Source organism: Pseudomonas sp. MF08831, assembly GCF_059862645.1.
The window spans coordinates 102,404-128,761 of sequence record NZ_JCBCUX010000006.1 but is presented as its reverse complement, the minus strand read 5'-3'; the positions used below and the strand labels follow the sequence as shown (position 1 = coordinate 128,761).

The 26,358-nt window shown below is 61.1% G+C and carries 23 protein-coding genes; 13 read left to right on the top strand and 10 right to left on the bottom strand.

Annotation, left to right across the window (positions count from 1 at the left end; translation table 11 throughout):
- Nucleotides 1–10 precede the first annotated feature (10 nt).
- Nucleotides 11–2,521, top strand: a complete 2,511-nt coding sequence (ligD, locus tag AC19YS_RS14520; protein ID WP_500602116.1) for a DNA ligase D — start codon at nucleotides 11–13, stop codon at nucleotides 2,519–2,521.
- 18 nt (nucleotides 2,522–2,539) lie between these two features.
- On the opposite strand, the gene lpxO is transcribed toward ligD, so the two are convergent.
- Both lpxO and AC19YS_RS14510 read right to left on the bottom strand, forming a co-directional pair.
- Nucleotides 2,540–3,439, bottom strand: coding sequence for a lipid A hydroxylase LpxO (lpxO, locus tag AC19YS_RS14515; protein WP_106578059.1), 900 nt, complete (start codon nucleotides 3,437–3,439; stop codon nucleotides 2,540–2,542).
- A gap of 255 nt (nucleotides 3,440–3,694) precedes the next feature.
- Entirely contained in the window at nucleotides 3,695–5,038 is a 1,344-nt protein-coding gene (locus tag AC19YS_RS14510; RefSeq protein ID WP_200624654.1) for an LPS O-antigen chain length determinant protein WzzB, read from the bottom strand.
- 367 nt (nucleotides 5,039–5,405) lie between these two features.
- On the opposite strand from AC19YS_RS14510, the gene AC19YS_RS14505 reads away from it, so the two are divergent.
- Nucleotides 5,406–5,792, top strand: coding sequence for a TIGR03067 domain-containing protein (locus AC19YS_RS14505; RefSeq protein ID WP_106578057.1), 387 nt, complete (start codon nucleotides 5,406–5,408; stop codon nucleotides 5,790–5,792).
- A 137-nt stretch (nucleotides 5,793–5,929) separates the two neighbouring features.
- On the opposite strand, the gene AC19YS_RS14500 is transcribed toward AC19YS_RS14505, so the two are convergent.
- Entirely contained in the window at nucleotides 5,930–6,742 is an 813-nt protein-coding gene (locus AC19YS_RS14500) for a class I SAM-dependent methyltransferase (protein ID WP_200624653.1), read from the bottom strand.
- A gap of 155 nt (nucleotides 6,743–6,897) precedes the next feature.
- Between AC19YS_RS14500 and AC19YS_RS14495 the strand changes: the two genes are divergently transcribed.
- From AC19YS_RS14495 to AC19YS_RS14485, 3 genes are all read left to right on the top strand, one after another.
- Nucleotides 6,898–8,136: an MFS transporter gene (locus tag AC19YS_RS14495; RefSeq protein WP_500602226.1), complete on the top strand. Its 1,239-nt coding sequence runs from the start codon at nucleotides 6,898–6,900 to the stop codon at nucleotides 8,134–8,136.
- A gap of 142 nt (nucleotides 8,137–8,278) precedes the next feature.
- Entirely contained in the window at nucleotides 8,279–9,865 is a 1,587-nt protein-coding gene (locus AC19YS_RS14490; RefSeq protein ID WP_106577981.1) for an ABC-F family ATPase, read from the top strand.
- Between the two features lie 292 nt (nucleotides 9,866–10,157).
- Complete coding sequence (locus AC19YS_RS14485) at nucleotides 10,158–11,333, top strand: MFS transporter (protein WP_500602114.1); 1,176 nt, start codon at nucleotides 10,158–10,160, stop codon at nucleotides 11,331–11,333.
- Here the strand turns inward: AC19YS_RS14485 and AC19YS_RS14480 are convergent.
- Both AC19YS_RS14480 and AC19YS_RS14475 read right to left on the bottom strand, forming a co-directional pair.
- Nucleotides 11,327–12,364, bottom strand: coding sequence for an alpha/beta hydrolase family protein (locus AC19YS_RS14480; protein ID WP_106577979.1), 1,038 nt, complete (start codon nucleotides 12,362–12,364; stop codon nucleotides 11,327–11,329). The genes AC19YS_RS14485 and AC19YS_RS14480 overlap by 7 nt on opposite strands.
- Before the next feature lie 240 nt (nucleotides 12,365–12,604).
- Complete coding sequence (locus AC19YS_RS14475) at nucleotides 12,605–13,216, bottom strand: FMN-dependent NADH-azoreductase (protein WP_106577978.1); 612 nt, start codon at nucleotides 13,214–13,216, stop codon at nucleotides 12,605–12,607.
- 233 nt (nucleotides 13,217–13,449) lie between these two features.
- Between AC19YS_RS14475 and AC19YS_RS14470 the strand changes: the two genes are divergently transcribed.
- Nucleotides 13,450–14,640 (top strand): MFS transporter, encoded by a 1,191-nt coding sequence (locus tag AC19YS_RS14470; protein ID WP_500602113.1) that lies wholly within the window; start codon nucleotides 13,450–13,452, stop codon nucleotides 14,638–14,640.
- Here AC19YS_RS14470 and AC19YS_RS14465 read toward each other — a convergent pair.
- On the bottom strand, nucleotides 14,606–15,532 hold the full coding sequence (locus tag AC19YS_RS14465) for an AraC family transcriptional regulator (RefSeq protein WP_179677620.1): 927 nt from the start codon (nucleotides 15,530–15,532) through the stop codon (nucleotides 14,606–14,608). The genes AC19YS_RS14470 and AC19YS_RS14465 overlap by 35 nt on opposite strands.
- Nucleotides 15,533–15,690: 158 nt before the next feature.
- On the opposite strand from AC19YS_RS14465, the gene AC19YS_RS14460 reads away from it, so the two are divergent.
- From AC19YS_RS14460 to AC19YS_RS14450, 3 genes are all read left to right on the top strand, one after another.
- Nucleotides 15,691–17,070 (top strand): NAD-dependent succinate-semialdehyde dehydrogenase, encoded by a 1,380-nt coding sequence (locus AC19YS_RS14460; RefSeq protein WP_500602112.1) that lies wholly within the window; start codon nucleotides 15,691–15,693, stop codon nucleotides 17,068–17,070.
- Between the two features lie 112 nt (nucleotides 17,071–17,182).
- Nucleotides 17,183–18,091 (top strand): LysR substrate-binding domain-containing protein, encoded by a 909-nt coding sequence (locus tag AC19YS_RS14455; RefSeq protein WP_106577974.1) that lies wholly within the window; start codon nucleotides 17,183–17,185, stop codon nucleotides 18,089–18,091.
- Nucleotides 18,088–18,444, top strand: coding sequence for an MmcQ/YjbR family DNA-binding protein (locus AC19YS_RS14450; RefSeq protein ID WP_106577973.1), 357 nt, complete (start codon nucleotides 18,088–18,090; stop codon nucleotides 18,442–18,444). The genes AC19YS_RS14455 and AC19YS_RS14450 overlap by 4 nt, the downstream gene beginning before the upstream one ends.
- Here AC19YS_RS14450 and AC19YS_RS14445 read toward each other — a convergent pair.
- Together AC19YS_RS14445 and AC19YS_RS14440 are read right to left on the bottom strand one after the other, a co-directional pair.
- A complete protein-coding gene (locus AC19YS_RS14445; protein ID WP_179607769.1) occupies nucleotides 18,433–18,816 on the bottom strand; it encodes a DUF1294 domain-containing protein in 384 nt (127 codons plus the stop codon). The two genes, AC19YS_RS14450 and AC19YS_RS14445, sit on opposite strands and share 12 nt — an antisense overlap.
- On the bottom strand, nucleotides 18,813–19,643 hold the full coding sequence (locus tag AC19YS_RS14440) for an undecaprenyl-diphosphate phosphatase (RefSeq protein ID WP_106577971.1): 831 nt from the start codon (nucleotides 19,641–19,643) through the stop codon (nucleotides 18,813–18,815). The genes AC19YS_RS14445 and AC19YS_RS14440 overlap by 4 nt, the downstream gene beginning before the upstream one ends.
- Before the next feature lie 229 nt (nucleotides 19,644–19,872).
- Between AC19YS_RS14440 and AC19YS_RS14435 the strand changes: the two genes are divergently transcribed.
- The 4 genes from AC19YS_RS14435 (at nucleotide 19,873) to AC19YS_RS14420 (ending at nucleotide 25,005) form a co-directional block, all read left to right on the top strand.
- The gene (locus AC19YS_RS14435; protein ID WP_200624647.1) at nucleotides 19,873–21,507 is read left to right on the top strand and encodes a methyl-accepting chemotaxis protein; all 1,635 of its coding nucleotides are present in this window, start codon (nucleotides 19,873–19,875) and stop codon (nucleotides 21,505–21,507) included.
- A gap of 825 nt (nucleotides 21,508–22,332) precedes the next feature.
- A complete protein-coding gene (gene pnuC / locus AC19YS_RS14430; protein WP_179677623.1) occupies nucleotides 22,333–22,896 on the top strand; it encodes a nicotinamide riboside transporter PnuC in 564 nt (187 codons plus the stop codon).
- Nucleotides 22,893–23,414, top strand: coding sequence for an AAA family ATPase (locus AC19YS_RS14425; protein ID WP_124418867.1), 522 nt, complete (start codon nucleotides 22,893–22,895; stop codon nucleotides 23,412–23,414). The genes pnuC and AC19YS_RS14425 overlap by 4 nt, the downstream gene beginning before the upstream one ends.
- Nucleotides 23,415–23,496: 82 nt before the next feature.
- A complete protein-coding gene (locus tag AC19YS_RS14420) occupies nucleotides 23,497–25,005 on the top strand; it encodes an FAD-dependent oxidoreductase (protein WP_500602108.1) in 1,509 nt (502 codons plus the stop codon).
- Here AC19YS_RS14420 and xth read toward each other — a convergent pair.
- Entirely contained in the window at nucleotides 25,002–25,796 is a 795-nt protein-coding gene (gene xth, locus AC19YS_RS14415; protein WP_500602106.1) for an exodeoxyribonuclease III, read from the bottom strand. The two genes, AC19YS_RS14420 and xth, sit on opposite strands and share 4 nt — an antisense overlap.
- A gap of 53 nt (nucleotides 25,797–25,849) precedes the next feature.
- Nucleotides 25,850–26,290 carry a MarR family winged helix-turn-helix transcriptional regulator gene (locus AC19YS_RS14410; protein WP_214247002.1) on the bottom strand — a complete coding sequence of 147 codons (441 nt, stop codon included), beginning with the start codon at nucleotides 26,288–26,290 and terminating at the stop codon, nucleotides 25,850–25,852.
- Nucleotides 26,291–26,358: the final 68 nt, after the last annotated feature.

Genomic DNA, 26,358 nt, shown 5'->3' with positions numbered 1-26,358 from the left:
GGAGAACGACATGGCAAAGCCCCTGAGCGAATACAACCGCAAACGTGATTTCGGGATTACCGCCGAGCCCGCCGGCAGTGCGCCCGCGGGCAAACGCAAAGCCTCGGCGCTGTCGTTCGTGATTCAAAAACACGACGCGCGAAACCTGCATTATGACTTTCGCCTGGAGCTCGACGGCGTGCTCAAAAGCTGGGCGGTGCCCAAGGGCCCCAGCCTGGACCCCACCCAGAAACGCCTGGCGGTCCACGTCGAAGATCACCCGCTCAGCTATGGCAATTTCGAGGGCAGCATCCCGGCGGGGCAATATGGCGCGGGCGATGTGATCGTGTGGGATCGCGGTGTCTGGCAGCCCCATGAAGACCCGCACAAGGCCTACGCGGCCGGCAAACTCAAGTTCACCTTGGTCGGTGAAAAACTCTCCGGCGACTGGGCCTTGGTGCGCACCCGCCTCAAAGGCAGCGGCGACAAGGAACAGTGGCTGCTGATCAAGGAAAAGGACCAGCAGGCGCGCCCTTCCGATGACTACGACATCGTCGAGGCCGAGCCCAAAAGCGTGCTCAGCGACGCCTCGGTCGGCAAACCCAAAGCGCCGGCCAAACGCCAAAAGGCCGCGGCCGCCAAAAAAGCACCCGTCGCCAAACGCGCCGATGCCCTGCCCGAGCAATTGGCCCCGCAGCTGGCGACCCTGGTCGATCGCGCGCCCGAAGGTGACTGGCAATACGAAATCAAGTTCGACGGCTACCGCATGCTGGCGCGCATTCGCGACGGTGACGTGCGTCTGTTCACCCGTAATGGCAATGACTGGACCGACCGTCTGCCGCGTCAGGTCAAAGCCCTGCAAACCCTTAAACTCAAGGACAGCTGGCTCGACGGTGAAGTGGTCAGCCTCAATGGCGAGGGGTTGCCGGACTTCCAGGCGCTGCAGAATGCCTTCGACATCGGCCGCAGCCTGGACATCGTGTATTACCTGTTCGACGCGCCATTTCTCGACGGCCAGGATCAGCGCAGCGCACCGGTGCAAGAGCGCCGCGCTGCGCTCAAATCCGCGCTGTCCGCGAGCCGCAGCAAACTGCTGCGGTTCTCCGAAGCCTTCGCCGCCAACCAGCGCGACATTTTCGAGAGCGCCTGCGACCTGGCGCTGGAGGGCGTGATCGGCAAGCGCGTCGGCAGCCCATACGTGTCGAGCCGCAATGCCGACTGGATCAAACTCAAATGTCGCTTGCGCCAGGAGTTCGTGATCATTGGCTACACGCGGCCTCAGGGCTCGCGCAGCGGCTTTGGCGCGCTGTTGCTGGCTGTCAATGACGATTCCGGGCTGGTCTATGCCGGGCGCGTCGGTACCGGGTTTGATCAGGCATCGTTGAAAGCCATCTATGCGCAGCTCACGCCCCTGGAACGCAAGACCTCGCCGCTGCACAAACCGCTGACCAGCGCCCAGGCGCGCGGCGTGCATTGGGTGGAACCTCAGTTGGTTGGCGAGGTGAATTTCGCCGAGTGGACCCGCGAAGGCGTGGTGCGCCAGGCATCATTTGTTGCGTTGCGCACCGACAAGCCGGTGGCGCAGATCATTCACGAGTTGCCGCGCAAGGCCACATCCGTCACCAAGGCGGCCCCGAAGGCAAAAAAGGTCAGCAGCGGCGTGAACATCACGCACCCTGACCGGGTGATCGACAAGCAGAGTGGTACGCAAAAACAGCAATTGGCCGACTTCTATCAAGGCATCAGCGCATGGATCCTGCCGTTTCTGCTGCACCGACCGGTGTCGCTGCTGCGCGCGCCCGAAGGGATAGAGGGCGAGCAGTTCTTCCAGAAGCATTCCGAGCGCCTGGCCATTCCGAACATCAAGCAGTTGGACCCGGCACTGGACCCCGGTCATGCGCGCCTGCTGGAGATCGACACCACCGACGCCCTGATCGGCGCCGTGCAGATGGGCACCGTCGAGTTGCACACCTGGGGCGCGACTGTAGACAAAATCGAAACCCCTGACCTGTTTGTGCTCGACCTTGACCCGGACCCGGCGCTGCCGTGGAAAGCCATGCTGGAGGCGGCGCAACTCACGCTGTCGGTTCTGGATGAGATTGGGCTGCAAGCGTTTGTCAAAACCAGCGGCGGTAAAGGCTTGCACCTGGTGGTGCCGCTGGCGCGCCGGGATGGCTGGGACAGCGTCAAGGCCTTTGCCAAGGCCATCGCGCAGTTCATGTCCGCGCAGTTGCCAGAACGGTTTACCGCGACGTCAGGGCCGAAAAACCGCATCGGCAAGATCTTTATCGACTACCTGCGCAATGCGCGCGGCGCAAGTACGGTGGCCGCCTATTCGGTGCGCGCACGGCCCGGCCTGCCGGTATCGGTACCGGTGAGTCGAGAGGAGTTGAACGGTTTGCGCGGCGCCCAGCAGTGGACGGTGGCAAACCTGCATGAACGGTTGGATAAACTCAAAGCCGACCCGTGGGCCGGCTACGCCAATCGGCAGAAGATCACCAAGAAGATGTGGGACAAACTGGGCGCGAAACCACCCGCGTGATGCGCGCCTGGGTGGGTGTCAGATAAGGATAAAGATCAGCGCCAGGCCCGCGAAGATCGCCCACTTTTCCAAGTAGTAGCGCGCGCGATTGCGCTTTTTCAGCTCTTTGCCGCGCAGGCGGATCTTGTACAGGCGGGTGAACGCGCGGTTCAGGCCGCCGGTCTTGTCGCCCTCATCATTGGGTGAACCGGCGGCCGCCATCACGTTACGGCTGAACCAGCGGTTGAACGCCGCTGCCCAGCGGTATTTCATTGGCCGCTCAATGTCGCAGAACAAGATGATGCGGTTCTGCTGGGTGGTGTTTTCCGCGTAATGAATGTAGGTCTCATCAAACATCACCGGCTCGCCGTCGCGCCAGTAATAGCTCTCGCCGTCCACATTGATGTAGCAGCCAGGATCGTTGGGCGTGTCCAGGCCCAAGTGATAGCGGTAGGAGCCGGCGTACGGGTCGCGGTGGCGCACCAGCTTGGAGCCTGGTGGCAGCTCGGCGAACATTGCCGCCTTGATCGAGCCAATGCTCTGCACCAGCTCGGTGGTGCGCGGGCACAGCTTCATCGCCGACGGGTGGCTGTCGCCGTACCACTTGAGGTAGAAACGCTTCCAGCCCGACTTGAAGAACGAGTTGAAACCCACATCGTTGTACTGCTCGGAACGCTTGATCTCGCCCATGCGCATCAGGTTCTGGCCTTCCTGGCGGATTTCTTGCCAATGCTCTTGCAACGGGCTCAGGTCGGGAAAATCGCCGGGCGACAAAAAGGGACGGCTTGGCTGCTTGGAAAACAGGTAAAGGAAGCAGTTGATCGGCGCAAGGAACGTCGAGTGGTCGCTAAGCTGGCGGCCCAGCTTGTGTCGCACCCGGCCACGCAGGTGAACATACGCAATGGAGGCAACGTAGAGAGCAACAATGATGAGTTTCAAGGGATTCGTCACACGTCAGAAGAGAACAGGCTGCTCCTGCGTGCCCACAACGGCCGAGGATATATAAGCAGCACCTGAAATCACGATTACACATAGGCGACTGGACGGGTTGCTTACAATCCGGACCAAGGCCATTGGCCGTTATTTAGCCACAGTTTGTAACCAAAGGTTAACTAAGAATTGTGAAAAGCTGTCCACAGACCGGCTCGGAGCCATCGTGGGCCAGCATTGACGCTGGCCCATTGACAGTCGCGCTTACGGCAGCGGCCGATCGTCCGTAGGCTCACGGCGTGGGCGGCGGTCGGCCTCTTGGGTCGCGTACAGTTCAGCCTTGCGATGCGTCAGCACGAAGTGACGGATCAATGCAGCCAATACGCCCAGGAACAAGCCGACGACCAGGCTCACCGCGACAATCAGCAGCTTTTTCGGCTTGATCGAGGTCAGCGGCTCCTGAGCGCGACGGTCGATGGACACCAGCTTCAGGTTGCTCATGTCGATATTGAGGCCTTTCAAGCGCGCGATTTCGGCCCGCAGCGGCTCAACGTCTTGCAGGAAGATGTCCTCATTCCCACGCTTTTGCAGGACTTCAACCTCACGGTTGGTTTCAAGCAATTGCAGTTCTTTGCCAATTTCGGCGATGCGGCTATTGGTGAAGTCATCGCTGGTGCGCTGTTGCAATGCGGTTCGCTCGGCTTCCAGCGCCTCGGTGCCGAGGAAATACAAAGGAATCTTCTGGTTGCTGATCTCGGTGCGTACCACCTGGTTGGAACCGGCCCGTGTGGTGTCGGCCATGGACGACGGCGTTGTAGGCTTTTTGATGCCCATGGATTTGGCAATCGAGATCGCTTCGGCCAATTCTGCCAAGCGGTCGGTGCGCTCCATTTTCATCTGCAGGCGCAGCCCGCTAAGTTCATCCTGCAAGCGGGCGCGCTTGACCCGGTCAGCTTCAAGCAGCGTGGCGATCTTCGATTCCTTCTCGGTATCGTAGTTGGCGCGGGCCGCGTCAATCTTGCCTATGAGCTCGGTCAAACGGTTATTGACGATGACCTTGAGGTCGGCGCCAACCTGCTCACGCTCCGCCGCGACGGCATAGTCGACAAACCCGTTGAGGATCGCCACGCCGTCTACGTCCGCTGGGTATTGCATCTCCAGACGCACATAACTGCTCAACGAATCGGACTTCTTCGGGTCTGGCAGAATCAGGTTGATCGAGTTGCGGTTGAAGTCTTCAAAGCTCTGCTCAAGGCTTCGCCCTGGCTTCTGAAAGGCCTTGAACAGTTCTTCGTGGCTTTTGAAAAAACCCAGGCGAGCCCCATAGGAATCCAGCTGGGCGCCGACTTTGTCCAGCGCATCGGCGGGCGGCAACTTATAAACCTCGGAGCGATTCAACGCATCCAGTTCATTGATGGCCGCCGGGCGCAGCACACTGCTGACCTCATATGTCTTGGGAGCAAGCAGTGCGTAACCCGTCCCCAGTATCCCCGCCAGAATCGTACAACCCACTATCAGTTTTTTTTGCCGCCAGATGGCTTGGAACAATTCAAACAGATCAATTTCATCTGGCGTTGCAGGTGAATTGAGCGGAGAAGTTCGATTCAAAATGAGAACACCTTAGAATGACATTAAAAAGCCACCACCCCATTCGAACTCGAGCACAGGTTCAAAGACGGAGAGACCAGGGACAACGCCCTGGCACAGTGACCAACGGCACTCAGACCACACGCTAATGCGAAAAATCCGACGCAATTAGAGATTGTTTCTATTTCATGTCGATGACGACGCAGGGCCATCGTGAATGTATGCCCGAGAGTGTCATAAGCGTAGTCAATAGTTCAGGGAATCTCTGCCCGCTAACGCATAAAGCCCTTTTCGGTAAATTTTGGTCAGCGCGGTTACAATTTGCCCTGTTCAACTTTCGGCACTTAGGTCCTCACCCTCAATCCAGCCCCTGCAACAAGGAATGTGCATGCACTCTTTCTCAGATCCGGACTATCAATTTCTTCAAGGCGCTTGGGAGCAGACCGCCCTCGAAGACAGTGGCGTGCTCAACCCTGCCGACGCGCATAGCGCGCCAGGGGCAATCACGACCATTGCCGGGGACACGTTCGAGGTGAAAACGACCCAGGGCGAAGTACTGCTCGCAGGCCGGTTTACGCTGGACAGCAGCACGGCGCCCAAAAGCATCACCTGGGTGGACGCCATCGGCGAAGATGCCGGCAAGCCACTGCCCGCCAGCTATCGCCTGGAAGGTAATGATTTTGTGTTTATCGCCGCCGATGCGGGCATGCCAAGGCCAACGGTATTCAGCACGGGACCAGGACAAACCATGCGCACTTTTGTGCGCAAAGGTTGATCCGCCCCCATCCGAACTTGCGACATGGTTTTCACACGGCCTTCACTTTCCGGCCTATAGGGTGAAGCCTACCTACTCCAGTGAATCACTTGGCCCGCCTCTCCTCGCGGGCCTTTTTTTGCGCGTGGGAAAACCGCTCAGGCGCAACGCTTGGTGGCGGTCAAGGTGAAACACAGCGGCAATTGGGCCGGCTGATGCGCGTACTGCTCGTAAAGTTCTTCGCGGTTGCAATGCGGGTATTCCTGCAGGTGCTCGATCTGCAGTTGCGCGGCAATTGCGCCACTCACCATGCTTCCCAGGGTATGCACGTACCAATAGGACGTCGGACCGGCAACCTCGCCCTGCCCTTCGTAGACAATCGACTGCTGCAGCACGAACGGATCGCGCTGAAAATATGAACTCGCCGGCAGCAAAGGGTTGGCAGCTCTCGGGTCAAATACCTCCAGGAAGGGATGAGTTTCGTAGACCACCAGCGTGCCGCCGGGTTTAAGGGCACTCGCCACATGGCGCATGAACAGCGCCACATCGGGCATCCAGTTGAGTACGCCAATGGTCACCAGGGCGACGTCGAAGCGCCCCAGCAGAGGTTCCGGCAGATGATGGATATCGGCTTCAATGAACTCGGGGTTATGCGGCGACACCTCGGCCAATTCCCGCGCTTGTTGAAGAAACGCCCGGGATTGATCGACGCCCACCACACGGCGGGCACCCAGGCCGAGCAGCGACAGGCTTTCACGCCCGTTGTTGCAGCCCAGCTGCACCACGTCTTTGCCGGCAACGCCGACGTCTTGCAGCAACGCAGTGATCGTTGGATCCAGGCACGAAAAATCCGCCTGTGCGACCGATTCCAGCAGCGTCTTCCAAGTGGCGGTGTCTTTGTGCAGCCTGGCGGAGGCGTCCCAGGCGTCCTTGTTATGAGCAATCGCCTGTTGGGCTGAGGGCATCTCCATGTGCTTCTCCAGATCGTTACTACAACGGGCTTCGGAAATTAAGCCAATTGCCTGTCAGATGAAACCCTCTGAGGCGGCGAAACTTCTATTAGAGCCCGTAGGTCACTAGCCCAATGAGTCTCCAGCCCCTGAACACTCTTAGCGAAGACAGCGCCGTGGCCAATCACTCCGACCTGCGTAATACCCTGTCCCTGGATAGCCTGAATTTCTTTCTGGCCGATGTCCGTGACGGGCTCGGGCCTTACCTGGCGATTTACTTGCTGGCGGTGCACAAATGGGAGCCTGCCAGCATCGGCGTGGTCATGACCCTGGCGGGCATTGCGGCTTTGATCACCCAGGGTCCGGCGGGTGCACTGATCGACCGGACCCGCAGCAAGCGTGCGGTGATCGCAGTGGCCGCCCTCCTCGTCACGGGCAGCTGCCTGCTGCTGCCGTTCGTCAGCGCGTTCAGCTGGGTGGCATTGACTCAGGCGGCCAGTGCCGTAGCCGCCTCCGTGTTCGCGCCGGCGATTTCGGCGATTTCCTTGGGCATTACCGGGCCGCGTGCCTTTACCCGCCGCACCGGGCGCAATGAAACCTTCAACCACGCCGGCAATGCCGTGGCGGCCCTGCTGGCGGGCGGTCTGGCGTATCGGTTCGGCCCGGTGGTGGTGTTTTACTTGATGGCCTTTATGGCCGTGGCCAGTGTCGTGGCGGTCAGCTGTGTCTCGGCGTCGGCGATTGACCACGAAGTCGCCCGGGGCTTTGATCCCGCGCACCGCAGCGATCATGAACAACCTTCCGGCGTGAAGGTGCTGCTAAGCAATCGCCCGCTGCTGCTGTTTGCCATCTGCTGCGCGTTGTTTCACCTGGCGAATGCCGCGATGCTGCCGCTGGTCAGCCAGAAGCTGTCGCAGATCAACCTGCAAATGGCCACGCCGCTGACTTCGGCCTGCATCGTCGCCGCGCAGTTGGTCATGGTGCCGATGGCCTGGCTGGTGGGCATAAAAGCTGACGTGTGGGGGCGTAAACCGTTGTTGCTGGCCGGTTTTCTGATTTTGCCGCTGCGTGGCGTGCTGTATACCCTGTCCAGCGACCCGTACTGGCTGGTGGGCGTGCAGATGCTCGACGGCATCGGCGCAGGGATTTTCGGCGCGCTGTTCCCGGTAATCGTCAAGGACCTGACCCAGGGCACGGGTCGTTTCAACGTCAGCCTTGGCGCGCTGTCCACCGTGTTTGGCCTGGGCGCGGCGCTGAGCAGCAGCCTGGCCGGTTTCGTGGTGCAACAGGCCGGTTACAACGCGGCCTTCCTGACGCTGGCGGGGGTTGCGGCGGCAGCGCTGGCATTGTTATGGCTGGCGATGCCAGAGACATTGGCGAAACCATCGCTCGCGCGCATTACAACTGTCGCCTGACATATGCGACAATGCGCGCCAAATTCCAACACACATCCAAAATTTTCTGCTCAGCGACCGGGTTTCGCGCCTTGATGTCGCTGTTGACGCATGCCTGAAGGCTCCTGCCGCCACGCTCGCAACCCATTGATAGGTAAAGTAATTGATCTCCACAGCTAACATCACCATGCAGTTCGGCGCCAAGCCGCTCTTCGAGAATGTCTCGGTCAAATTCGGCGCCGGCAACCGTTATGGTTTGATCGGTGCCAACGGTTGCGGCAAGTCGACCTTCATGAAAATCCTTGGCGGGGACCTTGATCCGTCCGGCGGCCAGGTCATGCTCGAGCCGAACGTACGCCTGGGTAAACTGCGTCAGGACCAGTTCGCTTACGAAGAATTCACCGTGCTCGACACCGTGATCATGGGCCACGAAGAGCTGTGGAAGGTCAAGGCTGAGCGCGACCGCATCTACTCGCTGCCGGAAATGAGCGAAGACGACGGCATGGCCGTGGCCGAGCTGGAAACCGAATTCGCCGAAATGGACGGCTACACCGCCGAATCCCGCGCCGGCGAGCTGCTGCTGGGCCTGGGTATTCCGCTGGAGCAACACTTCGGCCCGATGAGCGAAGTGTCCCCAGGCTGGAAACTGCGCGTATTGCTGGCCCAGGCGCTGTTCTCCGATCCTGAAGTGCTGTTGCTCGACGAACCGACCAACCACCTGGACATCAACACCATCCGCTGGCTGGAAAACATCCTGACCCAGCGCTCCAGCCTGATGATCATCATCTCTCACGACCGTCACTTCCTGAACAGCGTGTGCACCCACATGGCTGACCTGGACTACGGCGAGCTGCGCCTGTTCCCGGGCAACTACGACGAGTACATGACCGTGGCGACCCAGTCCCGCGAGCAACTCCTGTCGGACAACGCCAAGAAGAAAGCCCAGATCTCCGAGCTGCAATCGTTCGTCAGCCGCTTCTCGGCCAACGCCTCGAAAGCCAAGCAGGCCACCTCCCGCGCCAAGGCGATCGACAAGATCCAGCTGGCCGAGGTCAAGCCGTCGAGCCGTGTGAGCCCGTTCATCCGTTTCGATCAGAACAAGAAGCTGCACCGCCAGGCCGTGATGGTCGAAAAAATGGCCAAGGGTTTCGACGGCAAGCCGTTGTTCAAAGACTTCAGCTTCCAGGTTGAAGCAGGCGAGCGTGTTGCGATCATCGGCCCGAACGGTATCGGCAAGACCACCCTGCTGCGCACCCTGGTCAATGAATTGACCCCGGACGCCGGCAGCATCAAGTGGACCGACGCTGCCGAACTGGGCTACTACGCTCAGGACCACGCGCACGACTTCGAAGACGACGTCACCCTGTTCGACTGGATGGGTCAGTGGACGCAAGGCGAACAGATGATTCGCGGCACTTTGGGCCGCATGCTGTTCTCCAACGACGAGATCCTCAAGTCGGTCAAGGTGATTTCCGGTGGTGAGCAAGGCCGCATGTTGTTCGGCAAGCTGATCCTGCAAAAGCCGAACGTGCTGATCATGGACGAACCGACCAACCACTTGGACATGGAATCCATCGAAGCGCTGAACCTGGCGCTGGAAAACTACCCGGGCACGCTGATCTTCGTCAGCCACGACCGTGAGTTCGTATCGTCCCTGGCCACCCGCATCATCGAGTTGAGCGCCAACGGCGTGATCGACTTCAGCGGCACCTATGACGACTACCTGCGCAGCCAAGGCGTGGTGTTCTAAGTAACGCCACTGTAGTGAGCTGGCTTGCCCTGTGAGCTGGCTTGTTGTGGCGAGCAAGCTTGCCCTGCGTTGGGCTGCGAAGCGGCCCTAAAATTAGACACCGCGTTCTGCCTGGCAGAACGCGTGTTTTTTATTGGGGTTGCTGCGCAGCCCAACGCAGGGCAAGCCTGCTCGCCACAAGCAGCCCGCTCACCATAATAAACCCAGCCATCAAACAAACTAGTTAGCCTGCTTCCTTTTCCCCCACGCCCTTGCCATCATGCCGTCACCGCCCGCCCGCGAACGAGTGACCATGCCTGCCACCGCCCCCACTTCACTGTCGATCACCCTGCAGATCGTCTCCATCGTCTTCTACACCTTCATCGCCTTTATCTGCATCGGCCTGCCGATCGCGGTAATCCCGGGCTATGTGCATGAAAACCTGGGTTTCAGCGCGGTGGTGGCCGGGATCACCATCGGTTCGCAGTACCTGGCCACCCTGCTCAGCCGGCCCATGGCTGGGCGCATGTCCGATAACGTCGGCACCAAGCGGGCAATTGTGCTGGGCCTGGCCGGTATCCTGGTCAGCGGTGTGCTGACGTTTTTCGCGACGCTGGTCGAGAGCCTGCCTGCGCTGAGCCTGGGCATCCTGATCGTCGGCCGGCTGTTGCTTGGCGTGGCTCAAGGGCTGATAGGCGTGGGCACCATCAGTTGGTGCATGGGCGCGGTTGGCGCTGAACACACCGCGCGCTCGATTTCGTGGAATGGCATTGCCTCCTACGGCGCCATTGCGATTGGCGCGCCGCTGGGCGTGGTGATGGTGGCGGATTATGGCTACACCAGCCTCGGCATCACCTTGACGGTGCTAGCGGCGTTGGGCCTGGTGCTGATCCGCAATAAGCCTTCGGTGCCCGTGGTACGCGGCGAACGACTGCCCTTTTGGGCGGTGTTCGGGCGCATTGCGCCGTTTGGCACCAGCCTGTGCCTGGCGTCGATTGGCTATGGCACGCTGACCACCTTTATTACCCTGTATTACCTCAATCGCGGTTGGGCCGGGGCAGCGTATTGCCTGACGGTATTTGGCGTGTGTTTTATCCTATCGCGCCTGGTATTCATCTCTGCCATCAGCCGTTTTGGAGGGTTCAGTGCAGCGATTGCCTGCATGACCATTGAAACCCTCGGCCTGACGCTGTTGTGGCTGGCGCCCTCAACCGGGGTTGCGTTGATCGGTGCCGGGCTCACGGGTTTTGGCTTGTCGCTGGTGTACCCGGCGCTGGGCGTCGAAGCCATCAAGCAAGTGCCCAATAGCAGCCGTGGCGCCGGCCTGAGTGCGTATGCGGTGTTTTTTGATCTGGCCCTGGCGATTGCCGGGCCATTGATGGGCGCCGTGGCCCTGAACCTGGGCTACGGCTGGATCTTCTTTTGCGCCGCGCTGCTATCGGTCACGGCGCTGGGGCTGACCGTGCTGCTCAAACGCCGCGCTTACTGATCAGCGGTCTGCATACCGGCGCGGGTCGCTTGGCCCAGCGTGTGGGAGAAGAAGCGCCCCGCTTCTGAAATCAGGTCGCGGTGGATGCCTTCGCGGTCGACGCCATCGGCATCGGTGCAGATCGCCGGCATCGCCACCAATTGGTCGCTGTCACACGGCGCCATGAACACGAAATGCCCGGCGCCCGCCAACAGTTTGAAATCCGGTGGCTCCGGCAGTTTGCGCGCCAGGGCAGCGGCGTTCTTGTCCACCGCCACCAGTTTGTCGCCGTCGCCGCTGTAAAGCAGCACGGGCACATGCACATCCGCCAGGGTATGGCGGCCAAACATCAGGCTCAACGGCGCCATCAGCATCAAGGCATGAATGCGCGGGTCGGCCTGTGGCTGCAAGTCGTCGCGGTCCACCACCAGTTCGCCTTTGGTGGTGCATGCGTCGCGGTCTTCCGGGCGCTCCTGGCAATAACGGCGCAGGCGGTCGAAATCCGGCTTGGCGCCGGCCAGGATCAACGCGGTTTCGCCGCCGGCGGAGTAACCGATCACGCCCACCTGATCGACGTTGACGAACGGCGACAGCATCGGGTCGCCGAGGGTGGCGGTGATCGCTTCGGAGATCTGAATCGGCCGGCCGTACAGGTTACTCACGGTGCCCAGGCGGCTGTGATCCTTGTAGTTGTCGCCAGGGTGCAACACGGCCACCACGACAAACCCCTTGCGTGCCAAAGACGTGGCCAGGTCGTGCAGGGCCAGTGGCGTACCGGTGTTGCCGTGGGACAGCATCAGCATCGGGAAGCGGCCGATGGCGACTTTGGAGTCTTCGGTGGCGGCGACGTGATAGGCGCCCAACGCAGTGCTGTGCTCATCGTCGGTCGACGGATAAAACGCGATGGCTTTCATCGGCTGCAGGTCCAGCGGGTCGAGAAAGGTCATGCGATGGAAGCCCACACTCCAATGCGGGTGCGGCGCTGGGGCGGCGTGCACTGAAATCAGGCCACCGAGCAGGGAGAGAACCAAAACAGCACAAAGACGCATCATGGGGATGTCCACCTTTGCTGCGCGACCACGTTCAACACCCGCGGCAGATCTATATGAAAAGTCCATGGTTCAAGGCGCTCACACCGGGTGATAAACCCATGCGTGCATAACCTGGGCCAAAGTAGTGACAGCGGGTAAACGAAAAAACTCCGTATTCCGGTCGTTTGAGGCGATCAGAATACAGAGTTTAGGCGCCCGGCTTCAGATTGGAACCGAGCAGACGCGAAATTTACACAAGCCTTACGCGGCGGCGAACAATTGTTCGTTGATGACAGCGTTGGCGTCGCTCAGGGCTTTGCTGCGTACTTCTTCACCGTAGGCCAGGCCTTGGGCGCGCACGAACTCGATGTCGGTGATGCCAAGGAAGCCAAACACCAGTTTCAAATAGTCTTCGTGGCCGACGTTGCTTGCCTGACCGGCGTGCAGACCGCCCGCAGTCGAGACGATGATCAGCTTCTTGCCACCGCACAGGCCTTCAGGGCCGGCTTCGGTGTAACGGAACGTCTGGCCGGCGACGGCGATGCGGTCGATCCAGGCCTTGAGCTGGGACGGCACCGAGAAGTTGTACATCGGCGCGCCGATCACCACAGCGTCGGCGGCGATGAATTCAGCCAGGGACGACGCGCTCAGCTCAGCCTCGTGCTGTTGTACCGCGTCGCGCAGTTCAGCCGCGGTGCCCAGGGCGCCCAGGGTCAGGCCCGAAAAGTGGCTGATGCCTTCGCTTGCCAGGTCACGGTAAGTCACTTCCACACCCGGCTCAGCCGCTTGCCAGGCCTTGACCACACCAGCGCTGAGCTGACGCGAAGCCGAGTTGTCGCCGAGGATGCTGGAATCGATATGCAACAGTTTCATGCGGGATCTCCAAGTGAGGATCGCGGCTGGGCGATCGAATGAGGTTGATCCTACACATGAACCCAATAAACGATTAGACAGCTTAAATGCGATTGTTCGTCCTGCCAGCAGGACAACCGATTAAACGCCAACATTCAATCCAACAAGGTTATTGCCTGATGCGCTGACGCACTGGATTTCGCCCGCGCTTGGCTTCATTCTCGCCGGCAGATCCGACAGCCAGCGGCCACGCCATGCACTCACCCTCTCCCGTCCTGACCAAGAGCCTGACCCTGATCCTAGCCATCTGCTGCGGGTTTTCGGTCGCCACGATTTACTACAACCAGGCCATGCTGCCGCTGATTGCCGACACCTTTGCGGTGTCGACCGCGCACGTCGGGCAGATCGCGATGCTCACGCAGCTCGGTTATGCCTGTGGCCTGCTGCTGTTCGTGCCGCTGGGCGACCGGATCAGCCGACGCACCCTGATCCTGGCCGTGCTGTGCCTGAACTTCATCAGCCTGCTGGCCTCGGCCACGGCGCCGTCTTACACCTGGCTGCTGGTGGCGAGCGGGCTGCTGGGGCTGTCGGGGATCAGCGCGCAGGTGATCATTCCCGCCGCTTCCGACCTCAGTACCCTCGAACAGAAAGGCGCGGTGCTGGGCCTGATGGTCAGCGGCTTGTCGGCCGGTGGCTTGCTGGCCAGGACCGTCAGCGGCGTGGTCAGCGGTTGGCTGGGCTGGCGCGGCATGTTTGCCGTGGCCGCGGCGCTGGATGTACTGCTGTTTATGGCAATCCTGACGCGCATGCCGGTGTCGATCTCCACCAGCAAACTCGCGTATGGCGCCTTGCTAAAATCCCTCTGGGGTTTGGCCAGGCAATATCCGACCCTGCGCCAGTCGGCGCTCAAGGGCGCCCTGGTATTTGGTGCATTGAATGTGTTCTGGGGCTCGATGGCCGCCTTGCTGGCCTTGCCGCCGTATGTCTTTTCGAGTGCCCAGGCAGGCCTGGTGGAGCTCTCGGCCATTGTCGGCATCCTCTGCGCCTCGACCATCGGCCAACAAACCCGGCGCCATGGGCGCTTGCTCGAACGCGCCGGCATCACCACGGTGCTGGTGGCGTTTATCCTGATCTACAGCCTTGGGCTGAGCGGCTGGTGGTGGCCCATCCTGATCGCGGCCACCTTCCTCGACCTGGGTAACCGGACCAACCAACTGGCCAACCAGACCCGCGTATTGGCGCTGGAACCCTCAGCCACCAGCCGCCTGAACACCGTGTTCATGGTGGTCTACTTTATCGGCGGCGCCCTGGGCTCGGCGGCCGGCGCTTTTGCCTCGCAGCACTACGGCTGGCAGGGTCAGGCCCTCACCGGCGCGGCCTTTGCCGGGCTGGCCTTGCTGATGACCCTGTTCAGTGGGACGACACATAAATCGACGCCGACGTAGGCGCCGGCAACGCGTAGGTGCGCTTCATCCACTGGATCTCTGCCTGCGGCGTGCGCCCGAAAAAGCGTTTGAACTCGCGGCTGAACTGCGAAGCGCTCTCATAGCCGACCCTGGCACACGCCGTGGCGGCGGTGATGTCGTTGCGCAACATCAATAAGCGCGCCTGGTGCAGGCGCGTGGACTTGAGGTATTGCATCGGTGAGGTGCCCGTGACCGTGCGAAAGTGCGCATGAAAACTCGGCACGCTCATCACGGCTTCCGCCGCCAGGGCCTCCACGTCCAGGTGCTGGTGGTAGCAGCCGTGAATCTTGCGGATCGCCCGCGCGACCTTGCCGAACTGGCCCTGCTGGTTAAGCGCGGCGCGCATCGAGCCGCCCTGCGCACCCGTGAGGATGCGGTAGTAGATTTCGCGCACCAGCGACGGGCCGAGGAGTTGCGCGTCCATCGGCACACGCATCACTTCGAGAAAACGCAGCAACGACTCGCTGAGCGGCTCATCCATGGGCGATGAATACATGCCGCGGGGCTTGGCCTCAACCAGGTCAGGGAAGTCATCCAGCGCCACCATCCATTCGGCGGCGAGGGTAAAATCCAGCCGCAGGTACACCGCCAGCATGGGCTCCTCTTCGCTGGCCTCGGTTTCCATGGTGAACGGCACAGGTACCGAGACCACCAGGTAATGCTGTGCGTCATACAGGTAAATGTCTTCCCCCAGAAAGCCACGCTTGCACCCCTGGCAGACAATCACAATGCCGGGATCGTAGAGCACTGGTACTCGATGCAAGGGCCGGTTGGAACGCAAAAAGCGCACATCATCCAACGCGGTCAGGTTATAGCCTTCGACAGGCGCCAGGGTGCCCATCAGCTCGATGATTCGTTGAGTACGGCCCATGGTGCAAGGCTCCTGGCGAAAACCGCACGTTACTGCGCAATCGTCGCCGTGGCTATGCACTCATAGGAATAGGCAATCAGCAGATTGGTTTGGATATTCGCTCAAGCCGCCCGTTTCCGTAGCCTGAAACACCACGTTCAGCCCTCGGAGATTCCCTGATGCTTATCGTCTACAACCCCGCCACCGGTGAAGAAATCGGCCGCGTTGCCAAGAACACCTCGGCTGAGGTCAAAGCGGCGGTCGACCGCACCTGCGCGGCGTTCCCTGAATGGTCTTCCACGCTCGCCAAGGAGCGCAGCGAGATCCTGCGCCGCTGGCACGACGCCGTTAAGGCTGACAAGGAAGCCTTTGCCGAACTGCTGTGCCGCGAAAATGGCAAGTGCCTCACCGAAGCCCGGGGCGAGATCGATTACGGCCTGGGTTTTATCGAGTGGTACGCCGAAGAAGCCAAGCGCGTGTACGGCGACACCCTGCCCACCCACGACCGCAACGCCAACGTGCTGGTGACCAAGGAAGCCATTGGCCCTGTCGCGGCAATTACCCCGTGGAATTTCCCGTTCATGATGATCACGCGCAAAGTCGCCACAGCCTTGGCGGCGGGTTGCACCATGGTCATCAAACCTGCCGAAGACACGCCGCTCACCGCCATCAAGCTGCTGGAATACGCGCGCAAGGCCGGTATCGAACCCGGCGTGCTGGAAGTGGTGGTCGGCGATCCCAGGGAGATCGGCCTGATCTTCACCGGCGACCCGCGTATTCGCAAAATCACCTTTACCGGCTCCACCGCTGTCGGCAAATTGCTTGCGGCGCAATGCGCGGCCACCCTCAAGAAAATGACCCTGGAACTGGGCGGCAACGCTCCGTTTATCGTGTTCGAGGACGCCAACCTGGATGAGGCCGTCAAGGGCCTGGTCAGCGCCAAACTGCGCAACAGCGGGCAGGTGTGCATCTCGCCAAACCGGATTTTTGTGCAGCACAGCATCCTCGACGAGTTCGTCCAACGGGTGCAGGCGGCGGTTGCCAAAATCGACGTGGATCAAGGCCTGCGCGAAGACTTTGTGGTCGGGCCGCTGGTCAATCAACTGGGTTTCGACAAAGTCGTCCGCCTGGTGGAAGACGCCAAGGCCGCCGGCGCCAGCGTGCTGATGGGCGGCAAGCCCCACGCCAGGGGCGGGTTGTTCTACGAACCCACCGTGTTGACCGGTTTGCGCGACGACTCGCCGCTGGCCACTGAGGAAATCTTCGGGCCGGTGTTCGCCTTCTATTCATTCAAGGATGAAGAGGAAGTCATCGCGCGCGCCAACCAGACCGAGTTTGGCCTGGTGGCGTATGCCTACACCCGCGCGCTGGGGCGTTCGTTGCGGCTGTCGCGCCAACTGGAGGCTGGGATGGTCATCCTCAATTCCGGTTCGGTCGGCACCGCGTCGATTCCATTTGGCGGTATCAAGCAATCCGGTTATGGCCGTGAGGGCAGCTATTACGGGATCGAAGAGTACGTGCATGTGAAGTATGTGCTGATGGCGGGCGCGCAGTTCTAAGCGTTTAATCGCGTCCACAGCGAGCCGCCACACGGCGCTCGCTTTTTTTGTAGTGGATTTGCCCTCGCCAGACGCGGATAGTTCGTCCCACTGACAGGACAATAGGTTGACCATGCAAGACCTCAACGACCTCTACTATTTCGCCAAAGTCGTCGAGGCCGGCGGCTTTGCGGCGGCCGGCCGGCTGCTGGGGATTCCCAAGTCACGGCTGTCACGGCGTATTGCCGAGCTGGAAGAACGCCTCGGCGCGCGCCTGTTGCAGCGCACCACCCGCCAATTGACCCTCACTGCGGTAGGCGAGCGTTATTTGCGCCATTGCCAGGCCATGCTGCTGGAAGCGGAAATGGCCGACGAGGCCGTGGCCAGTATGTCCAGCGAACCGCGCGGGCGCCTGCGGGTCAGTTGCCCGGTGGGCATGGCCCAGCACATGTTGCCGGACATGGTTGCCGGTTTTCTCGCCGCCCACCCGCTGGTGCAGCTGGAAATGACGCTGGTGAACCGCCGTGTCGACCTGGTGGCTGAGGGCATCGACGTGGCCCTGCGCGTGCGCGAGTCGGGCGATGAAGACCCGCTGCTGGTGACCAAGCGCCTGCGCCAGGCCCAGACCCTGCTGGTGGCCAGCCCTGAATTCATCCAGGGTCGGCACATCGACAGCCTCGAAGACCTCAAACAACTGCCGGTGCTCGGCGCGCTGGAGGCCGACCGCCTGGTCCACCTGCGCCTGATCGACCCGCAAGGCAACGCTCAGGACCTCGCGCTGGAAGCCCGCCTAGGCATCGACGACTTCATCGTGCGCAAGGCTTGTGCCCTCAAAGGCCTGGGTTTCACCGTCTTGCCGATGATGTACTGCGAAGAGGAATTGGCCAGCGGCCAGTTGGTGCAGCTGCTGCCGCAATGGTCGTCGCCGGGCGGCTGGTTGCAGGCGGTGTACCCGCATCGCCGTGGCGTGCTGCCGGCCATTCGTGCCTGGATCGACTACCTGGAAGAAGCCTTCAAGGGCTGCGGAGACCGCTTGCTATGAAAATGACTGAAGCACACGTCGCCGCCTTCTGCCTGAGCCTGCCCGGCGCGCGGGAAGACTATAAATGGGGCGGCGTGCGGGTGTTTTCGATCGCCGGCAACAAGATGTTCGCCCTGCAGAACCTGCGGGGCGAATCGCTGGCGTTCAAGGTTGACAAGGACCTGTTCCTCGGCCATGTCGACCGCCCCGGCATCCACCCGGCGCCTTATCTGGCGCGGGCACAGTGGATCATCATGAACACGCCCTACCCGCTGGGCGCCGAGGAACTGCGTGGCCTGTTGCGGCGTTCTCACCAATTGGTGGTGAGCAAACTGCCCAAGCGCACGCAGATCGGGCTGTTGCTAGAGGATTGAAAGCAGCGTGCCGCCCAGGAATAACTGGTCGAGCCAGAACACCTCGTGCAGCAACACGATGACCCAGAACAGCACCTGGTACGACACCTTGCGCGTCTTGTGGCGGAACACCTGCTGGGCGATCAACGCCCCGGGCCACCCGCCGGCCAGTTCCACGGCGTGCAGGATGTTTTCGCGAACGCGCGGGCCTGCTGTCTCAGCCTTGCGCTTGTCACCCCAGTAAAGAAAAAACGCCACCACGCTGACCACGCCATAAGCGGCCAGCGGGATCACTGTCTCACCGCGATGCCACACCAGCGCCGCTCCCAGCAGCGGCGCGGCGCACAGCAGCACAAAGATCAGCGCCTTGAGGCGCGGATGCTGAATGTTCATGGCTTGACCGCCGACCAGTCGATCCAGCCGAACTGCCAGGTCGCCAGGATCAGCACACCGAACGCGATGCGATACCAGGCAAAGGCCGCATAGCTGTGGCTGGCGATGAACTTGAGCAAGGCCTTGACCGCGATCATCGCAAAGATGAACGAGGTGACAAACCCGATGGCAAACACCGGCAGGTCATCGGGCTGGAACAAGTGACGGTACTTGTAGCCCGAATACAGGGCCGCGCCGACCATGGTTGGCATCGCCAGAAAAAACGAAAACTCGGTGGCGGTCTTGCGCGACAGGCCGAACAACAGGCCGCCAATGATGGTGGCGCCGGAGCGTGAGGTGCCCGGAATCATGGCCAGGCACTGGGCCACGCCGACCTTGAGCGCGTCTTTCCAGGTGATCTGGTCCACGGTTTCAGCATGGACCGCATGCTGGCGGCGCTCGGCCCACAACATGATCACGCCGCCCACGACCAGGGCGGTGGCCACGGTGATCGGGTTGAACAGGTAGTGCTTGATCAGGTCGGCAAAAATCACCCCCAGCACGATGGCCGGCGCCACCGCGATGATCAGGTTAGCCGTAAACCGCCGGGCACTGGGCTGGGTCGGCAAGCCGATGACCACGTCGAGGATCTTGCGCCGAAACTCCCAGACCACCGCCAGGATCGCGCCCAATTGAATGATGATGTTGAACGCCTCAAAGCGTTCGCCGCCGAAGCCGATCAAGTCGGCGACGATGATCTGGTGCCCGGTGCTGGAAATGGGCAGGAACTCTGTCAGCCCCTCCACCACGCCAAGAATCAATGCCTGTATGGCGGTCCAAAAATCCATGTATCCCCCAAAGGTCATGCCTGTCGGCATGCCTTGACTGTCTTTTTAATAGTTCACTGACGACAAGCGCACTCAAGTTCCGGTGCTGATTTTCAACATCGGTCTGCAAAAATTTCGTGAAAAATCAGGGAGTACTCAGGTTTTTCAATTACAGGCCGAAAGCCTATCAGACAAGCCGGAAATTTCGATGCAGCGCCCACAATTATAAAAAGCATGGAGTGACAGGACGATGAACAGTTTGCGCAGTATGTCGATCAGCCGCCGCCTCTGGCTGATCCTGATAGTCGCCGTGTTGATGCTGCTGACGTTGGGGCTGTTGATGCTCAAGCAGATCCATGGCGACCTTTACCAGGCCAAACGTCAGCAGACCCAGCACGTGGTGCAGACCGCCAGCGGGGTGCTGGCCTATTACCAGAACCTTGAGAAAACCGGCGTGCTCAGCCGTGAAGCCGCGCAGCAGCAAGCCCTGAGCGCGGTGCGTGGCCTGCGCTACGACCACGACGATTACTTCTGGATCAACGACCTGACGCCCGTGATGATCATGCACGCGGCCAACCCCAAGCTGGATGGCCAGAACCTCTCGGCGATCCGCGACCCGGACGGTTTTGCGGTGTTCAACGAATTCGTGATCCTGGCCAAGGCCAAGGGCGCCGGCATCGTCAACTATCGCTGGCCCAAACCTGGCGCCGAAGCGCCCGTGGAGAAAACCTCGTACATCCAGCTGTTCGAACCCTGGGGCTGGATTATCGGCTCCGGCGTGTACGTGGATGATGTGCAGGCCGAGTTCACGGGCCAGGTGTGGAAGGCCTCGCTGATTGGCCTGGGCATCGCTCTGCTGATGGCCGTGTTGGTCACCCTGATTGTGCGCAGCATCGTGACGCCGTTGCAGGCGGCGGTGAACGCCATGGCCAATATCGCCAGTGGCGAAAGCGACCTGACGCGCAGCCTCGACACCCACGGGCGCGACGAAGTCACCCAGTTGTCTCGGCACTTCAACAGCTTTACCGCCAAGCTGCGCCAGGTGGTCGGCCAGTTGCAGGTGTGCGCCAATGCGTTGGGCCAGTCGTCCACGGAATTGGGCAACAACGCCAGCCAGGCGCATGACCGCAGCCAACAGCAGTCGCAGCAGATGGAACTGGTGGCGACGGCGATAAATGAAGTCACCTATGGCGTGCAGGACGTGGCGAAAAACGCCGAACATGCCGCCAGTGAGATGCGCGATGCCCAGGCCCAGGCGCAGCAGGGCCAGGTGAATATTGACGGTAGTTTGCAGCAGATCGACCAGCTCTCCGGCACCATCAGCCAGGCCGTGGAGGTGATTCGCACCTTGTCCAGCGAGAGCACGCAGATTGGTGGTGTGCTGGAAGTGATCCGCTCCATCGCTGACCAGACCAACCTGCTGGCGCTTAACGCGGCCATTGAGGCCGCACGCGCCGGGGAGCAGGGCCGTGGGTTTGCGGTGGTCGCCGATGAAGTGCGGCTGCTGGCTCAACGTACGCAAAAATCCACTGCTGAAATCCAAGTGATGATTGAGCGTCTGCAGGGGCACTCGGAAGCGGCGGTCAAGGTGATCAGTGACAGCCATAGCGCTTCGCAGCTGACGATTGAACAGGCTGGGCAGGCCGGTGCCAGTCTTAACGCCATTGGCCAGGCGTTGCGTAACCTCAACGGGCTGAATGCCTCGATTGCCAGCGCGACCTTGCAACAGGCGCATGTGGTGGAGGATATCAACCAGAACGTCACCCAGGCGGCCGGGTTGTCTCACAGCACTGCGCTGGCGGCGGAGCAATCCAGCGTGGCGAGTGCGCATTTGCGTGGGTTGAGTGAGGAGTTGGACGGGTTGCTGCGGCAGTTCAAGGTTTAGCTTTTTTTGGGGGGGTGGGTGTACATATCCGGTGTTTGGGTGATGGCCGCTTTGGGTTCCGCCCTTACGGCGGGTCGCTTTGGAAAAGCCCCAAAATAACCAAAGGGCTCTTGCCCCACCACTCGGCACCTCGCTTGGGCTCGGTGTGCCCGAACGCAGGCTTGAATCCGTGGGCCGCCGTGACGGGCCATCCATGGCCCAACACGGCTAACCCGGCGTCCTGCCGGGTTACCCACGGATTCAAGCCTGCGTTCGGCCAGCGTGGTTTAACGGGGCGCCTGAGATCAAAATCAAAAGCAAAGCACGGCGGCCTAGTAGCCGACCTGAGTGGTTAGATCAAAAGCGAAGGCGAGGCGGCCTGACAGCCGACCTGATCTTGAGAGCTGAACCCAATTCAATGTGGGAGCTGGCTTGCCTGCGATGGCATCAACTGGTTGTGCCTGATACACCGAGGTGCCTGCATCGCAGGCAAGCCAGCTCCCACAGAAAAGCAAAGCAGTACGGCGCTGGCCGCTGAACGCAGTCAACTTGTGGGAGCGGGCTTGCTCGCGAATGCGGTGGTTCAGCCAGCTCATAGGTCGCTGGCACACCGCCTTCGCGAGCAAGCCCGCTCCCACAGTTGATGCTCAGTACATCTGGTGATGGGGTGTTGCTCAGCTTCTGCCACGCACGCCGTGCTCTGCTTTTGACATCAATCTCAGGCACCTCGTCAAACCACGCCAGCCGCTATGACCGCAGCAATGTGTATGCCTCCACATCCGCGTTTAAACATTCCTCACCTCTGGTTACAATTAGCGCCCTCTCCCACTCTCCCAAGGAACCGCCATGTCCGGGCTTGAATTGTTCGCCGCCGCCCTGGGGGTGATCGCTGTCTGGCTGACGGTCAAACAAAACCCCTGGTGCTGGCCCATCGGCCTGGTCATGGTGTTGCTCTACACCTGGGTGTTCTTCGACGTAAAGCTCTATTCCGACATGCTCCTGCAAGTGGTCTACGCCGCCCTGCAACTTTACGGCTGGTGGCAATGGACCCGCGCCGGCGAGGTCAAGCAAGGCCGCCAGGTCACGAGCCTCGGCGTGCCCGCGATCATGAGCAGCCTGGCCGTCGGCGCCGTCTTCAGCCTGCTGCTCGGCGCGGCCATGGCCCACTGGACCGACGCCGCCCAGCCGTGGCTCGACGCCGCCCTCACCGGCTTCAGCCTGGTGGCGCAAATGTGGATGGCGCAAAAACGCGTGCAATGCTGGCCACTGTGGATCGCCGTGGACGTGATCTTCGTCGGCCTGTTCCTCTACAAAGGCCTGTACCTCACCGCCGCGCTTTATGCCCTGTTCACCGCGATTGCCGTGCAAGGCTGGCGTGAATGGCGCAGCGACCCGGCGTTGCACGCATGAAAGTGGTAGTACTGGCAGGCCCCGAATCCAGCGGCAAAAGCTGGCTGGCGGCTGAACTGCATGCACACTTTGGCGGGCTGATGGTTGGCGAATACGTGCGGTATTTCATCGACCATCACCAACGCGACACCACCCTGGCGGATATTCCGGCGATCGCCCGCGGCCAGCTGGCCTGGGAAGACGCTGCCCGCGCCGAACAGCCCAACCTGCTGGTGCTCGATACTCACCTGTTGACGAACAAACTGTGGAGCCAGACGCTGTTCGGCGACTACCCGGCCTGGCTGGACGACGAACTCCTGGCCCGGCATTACGACCTGCATCTGCTGCTGTCTCCCGAGGATGTGGAGTGGACCGCCGACGGCCAGCGCTGCCAACCGGAACTGGCTGATCGTCGGGCGTTTTTCCAGGGCAGCCTGGCGTGGATCGAACAGCACCAGCAGCCCGCCGTGGTGATTGGCGGCGATTGGCAAGCGCGGCGTGACAAGGCATTTGAAGCGGTGGCGCAACTGCTGGCGTAAGGCCCGATCCTGAGTACCGACCATCGGGTCGACGCAGTCCCTTTCCTTCGGCGCCAGTCAATCTTCTAAAGGAGATTGGCCTATGAACATGCGCATTGTTGCTCGCCTGATTAACTTGCCGGAAAACCGTGGCGTTCGCGTCACCGCGGCAAAGCATCCTGTCTTGCTGGTGCGTGTCGGCGACCGGGTGCGCGCCTTCCAGGCCGACTGCCCGCACGCCGGCGCTCCGCTGGAAGAAGGTGTGATCTGTAACGGGCGGATCATCTGCCCCTGGCACAAAGCGGCGTTTGCCGTGGACAGCGGCGCCGTCATCGAACCTCCGGCACTGGTCGGGCTCACGCAATACCCAGTGCAGGTGCACGATGGCGTGGTCAGTGTTGGCGACGAGCCCATCGTCGCCGAAGCCGCGCCAGCGCGGGATGAACACCGCTGTTTTGCGGTCATCGGCGCTGGCGCGGCAGGCACTGCCGCCGTGGCGACGTTGCATCAGCAGGGCTTCAGCGGACGATTGCTGTGGATCGACCGCGAACAAGCTCCGGCCTACGACCGCACCGCCCTGAGCAAATTCGTGATCGCGGGCCAGATGACGCCCGAAGACACGCCGCCACTGCTGGATAAGCAGCCCATTGGCATTCACGGCGAAGTTCAGCACCTGGACGCCCACGCCAAACGCATCGAACTCGCCGACGGTCGTCACTTCGACTATGACGCGGCACTGGTCGCCACCGGAGGCGAAGCGCAACCACTGGACATCCCCGGCGCCGTATTGAGCCACGTGTTTGTGCTGCGCAGCCGCGAGGATGCAGCGCGAATCGATGAAGCAGCGCAGTCGGCAGCGTGCGCGGTGATTGTCGGCGACAGTTTTATCGGCCTGGAAGCCGCGTCCGCCTTGCGCCAACGGGGCCTGGTGGTGCAGGTGGTCAGCCGCCATGACATTCCTCTCGCTGCGCAATTGGGCAAGCGCATCGGTGCGGCCATTCGCCAATTGCACGAAGACAATGGCGTGATCTTTCACTGCAACACCGAGCCCGAACGCTTCGACGGTCACGGCGCGGTGAGTACCGTGCTGCTTAAAAACGGCAAGCGCCTGGCGGCAGACCTGGTCGTAATGGGCGTTGGCGTCACACCCGCCACAGGCTTTATCCAGGGCGTCGACAAAGCCGAGGATCAGTCGCTGAACGCAGACAGCCATTTACAGGTGGCGCCTGGGTTATGGGCGGCCGGCGACAACGTGACTTTTGCCTGGCGTCAGCAGCCGACACGCATCGAGCACTGGCGCGTGGCCCAGCAACTGGCCGTGCTGGCCGCGCGCAATATGCTTGGAGACACGCAGGTGTACGCCGACGTGCCCTTCTTCTGGACCTACCACTTCGGCAAAACCTTTGAAGTGCTCGGCCATCCGCAGCACTGGAACCGCCTGCACGTGGAAGGTGATGTGAATCGTCACGACTTCATTGCCTTGCTGTGCCGTGATGATCAAGTCGAAGCCGTGATTGCCTGCGAACATCAGCAAGCCATGGCGCGCCTGTCACAACGCATGCAGCACCCCTTGGGCAAAGCCGAGGCCTTGGCCATTATTCGCGCTGATTAGCGCTTTTTGCGGGTGCTCAGTTGAATCCATGTCGGTGCATGGTCGCTGGCGTGCGGCTCATTGCGCACCCAGGCGTCTACGCCGGTGTCTTTGAGGTAAGGCTTGAGCGCGGGATTGAGCAGCAGGTGATCGATACGCAGCCCGGAATTGGTCTGCCAGTGCTGACGGAAGTAATCCCAGAAGGTGTAGACGCGCTCTTCGGGGTACAGATGGCGCAGCGAATCAGTCCAACCCTGCTCCAGCAGGCGCTGATAACACGCGCGGCTCTCGGGTTGCAGCAAAGCGTCCTTGAGCCAGGAGCGCGGGTTGTAGATGTCGAGGTCGGTGGGCACCACATTGAAATCCCCGGCCAGCAGCACCGGGTGTTCGCTGGCTTGCAGCGCCTGGGCGTAGTCGATCAGCCGTTCGAACCAGGCCAGTTTGTACTCGAATTTCGGCCCAGGCTGCGGGTTGCCATTGGGCAGATACAGGCAACCGATCAACACGCCATGCACCGCGGCTTCCAGGTAACGGCTTTGCGTGTCGCTGTCATCGCCCGGCAAGCCGCGCCGGCTCTCCAGCGGCTGGGCATCGCGCGCCAAAATGGCCACGCCGTTCCACGAGGCCTGGCCCAGGCAGATCGCACCGTAGCCGGCTGCTTCGAAGTCGGCATAGGGAAACAGGCTTTGCGGCGCCTTGAGCTCTTGCAGGCAGACAATATCGGGCTGCTCGCGCTCAAGCCATTGCAGCAGGTTGGGCAGACGGGCACGGATGCCGTTGATATTGAAGGTGGCGATTTTCAGCGCTTTCATCGGTCCGGTCCTTTCAGGGCTCTTGGGGTAGAACCTGAAAGCGGCGCGGATGTTCAATCCAAACCGCGCTCCAGGTTGGCATTCACGCGCAGCAATAACGCCAGCAGCGTCGCCTCTTCCTCAGCGCTGAAGCCCTGCAGCGCCTGCGCCGTGCCCTGCACCATCACGGCGTAGGCCGCAGGCATGCGTTCACGCACCGCATCGGTGAGGGTGATCAGGCGGCTGCGTTTGTCTGCGGGGTCGACCATGCGCTGGATCATTCCATCACGCTCCATGCGCCCCAGCAGCTGCGCCATGCTCGACTGCTCGACACGGGCGATGCGCACCAATTCAGCCTGGGGCAGACCCTCGCTGTGCTTGAGCGCCACCAGCACCGGAATTTGCGCCACGGCAAACCCCAACGCGCGTAGCTGGCCCTCGTAAAGGCGGATAAAACCGCGGTTGGCGAGACCGATCTGTTGCATGGGATTGGGTGACGGGGTTTGAACATTCATGGGGTCGTTGACTTTCCATAGGAGCCTATGCATCAAATGTATAGGATCCTATAAACATCGCCAAGGGC

Bases quoted from the DNA above. Each gene is read 5' to 3' on its own strand.
- AC19YS_RS14455 (WP_106577974.1), top strand. From the start codon at position 17,183: ATGCAAGACCTCAACGACCTCTACTATTTCGCCAAAGTCGTCGAGGCC.
- AC19YS_RS14450 (WP_106577973.1), top strand. From the start codon at position 18,088: ATGAAAATGACTGAAGCACACGTCGCCGCCTTCTGCCTGAGCCTGCCC.
- AC19YS_RS14435 (WP_200624647.1), top strand. From the start codon at position 19,873: ATGAACAGTTTGCGCAGTATGTCGATCAGCCGCCGCCTCTGGCTGATC.
- AC19YS_RS14410 (WP_214247002.1), bottom strand. From the start codon at position 26,290: ATGAATGTTCAAACCCCGTCACCCAATCCCATGCAACAGATCGGTCTC.
- AC19YS_RS14500 (WP_200624653.1), bottom strand. From the start codon at position 6,742: ATGGAGATGCCCTCAGCCCAACAGGCGATTGCTCATAACAAGGACGCC.
- AC19YS_RS14460 (WP_500602112.1), top strand. From the start codon at position 15,691: ATGCTTATCGTCTACAACCCCGCCACCGGTGAAGAAATCGGCCGCGTT.
- AC19YS_RS14485 (WP_500602114.1), top strand. From the start codon at position 10,158: ATGCCTGCCACCGCCCCCACTTCACTGTCGATCACCCTGCAGATCGTC.
- AC19YS_RS14440 (WP_106577971.1), bottom strand. From the start codon at position 19,643: ATGGATTTTTGGACCGCCATACAGGCATTGATTCTTGGCGTGGTGGAG.
- AC19YS_RS14475 (WP_106577978.1), bottom strand. From the start codon at position 13,216: ATGAAACTGTTGCATATCGATTCCAGCATCCTCGGCGACAACTCGGCT.
- AC19YS_RS14505 (WP_106578057.1), top strand. From the start codon at position 5,406: ATGCACTCTTTCTCAGATCCGGACTATCAATTTCTTCAAGGCGCTTGG.
- AC19YS_RS14480 (WP_106577979.1), bottom strand. From the start codon at position 12,364: ATGATGCGTCTTTGTGCTGTTTTGGTTCTCTCCCTGCTCGGTGGCCTG.
- AC19YS_RS14445 (WP_179607769.1), bottom strand. From the start codon at position 18,816: ATGAACATTCAGCATCCGCGCCTCAAGGCGCTGATCTTTGTGCTGCTG.
- AC19YS_RS14465 (WP_179677620.1), bottom strand. From the start codon at position 15,532: ATGGGCCGTACTCAACGAATCATCGAGCTGATGGGCACCCTGGCGCCT.
- AC19YS_RS14420 (WP_500602108.1), top strand. From the start codon at position 23,497: ATGAACATGCGCATTGTTGCTCGCCTGATTAACTTGCCGGAAAACCGT.
- ligD (WP_500602116.1), top strand. From the start codon at position 11: ATGGCAAAGCCCCTGAGCGAATACAACCGCAAACGTGATTTCGGGATT.
- pnuC (WP_179677623.1), top strand. From the start codon at position 22,333: ATGTCCGGGCTTGAATTGTTCGCCGCCGCCCTGGGGGTGATCGCTGTC.
- xth (WP_500602106.1), bottom strand. From the start codon at position 25,796: ATGAAAGCGCTGAAAATCGCCACCTTCAATATCAACGGCATCCGTGCC.
- AC19YS_RS14425 (WP_124418867.1), top strand. From the start codon at position 22,893: ATGAAAGTGGTAGTACTGGCAGGCCCCGAATCCAGCGGCAAAAGCTGG.
- AC19YS_RS14470 (WP_500602113.1), top strand. From the start codon at position 13,450: ATGCACTCACCCTCTCCCGTCCTGACCAAGAGCCTGACCCTGATCCTA.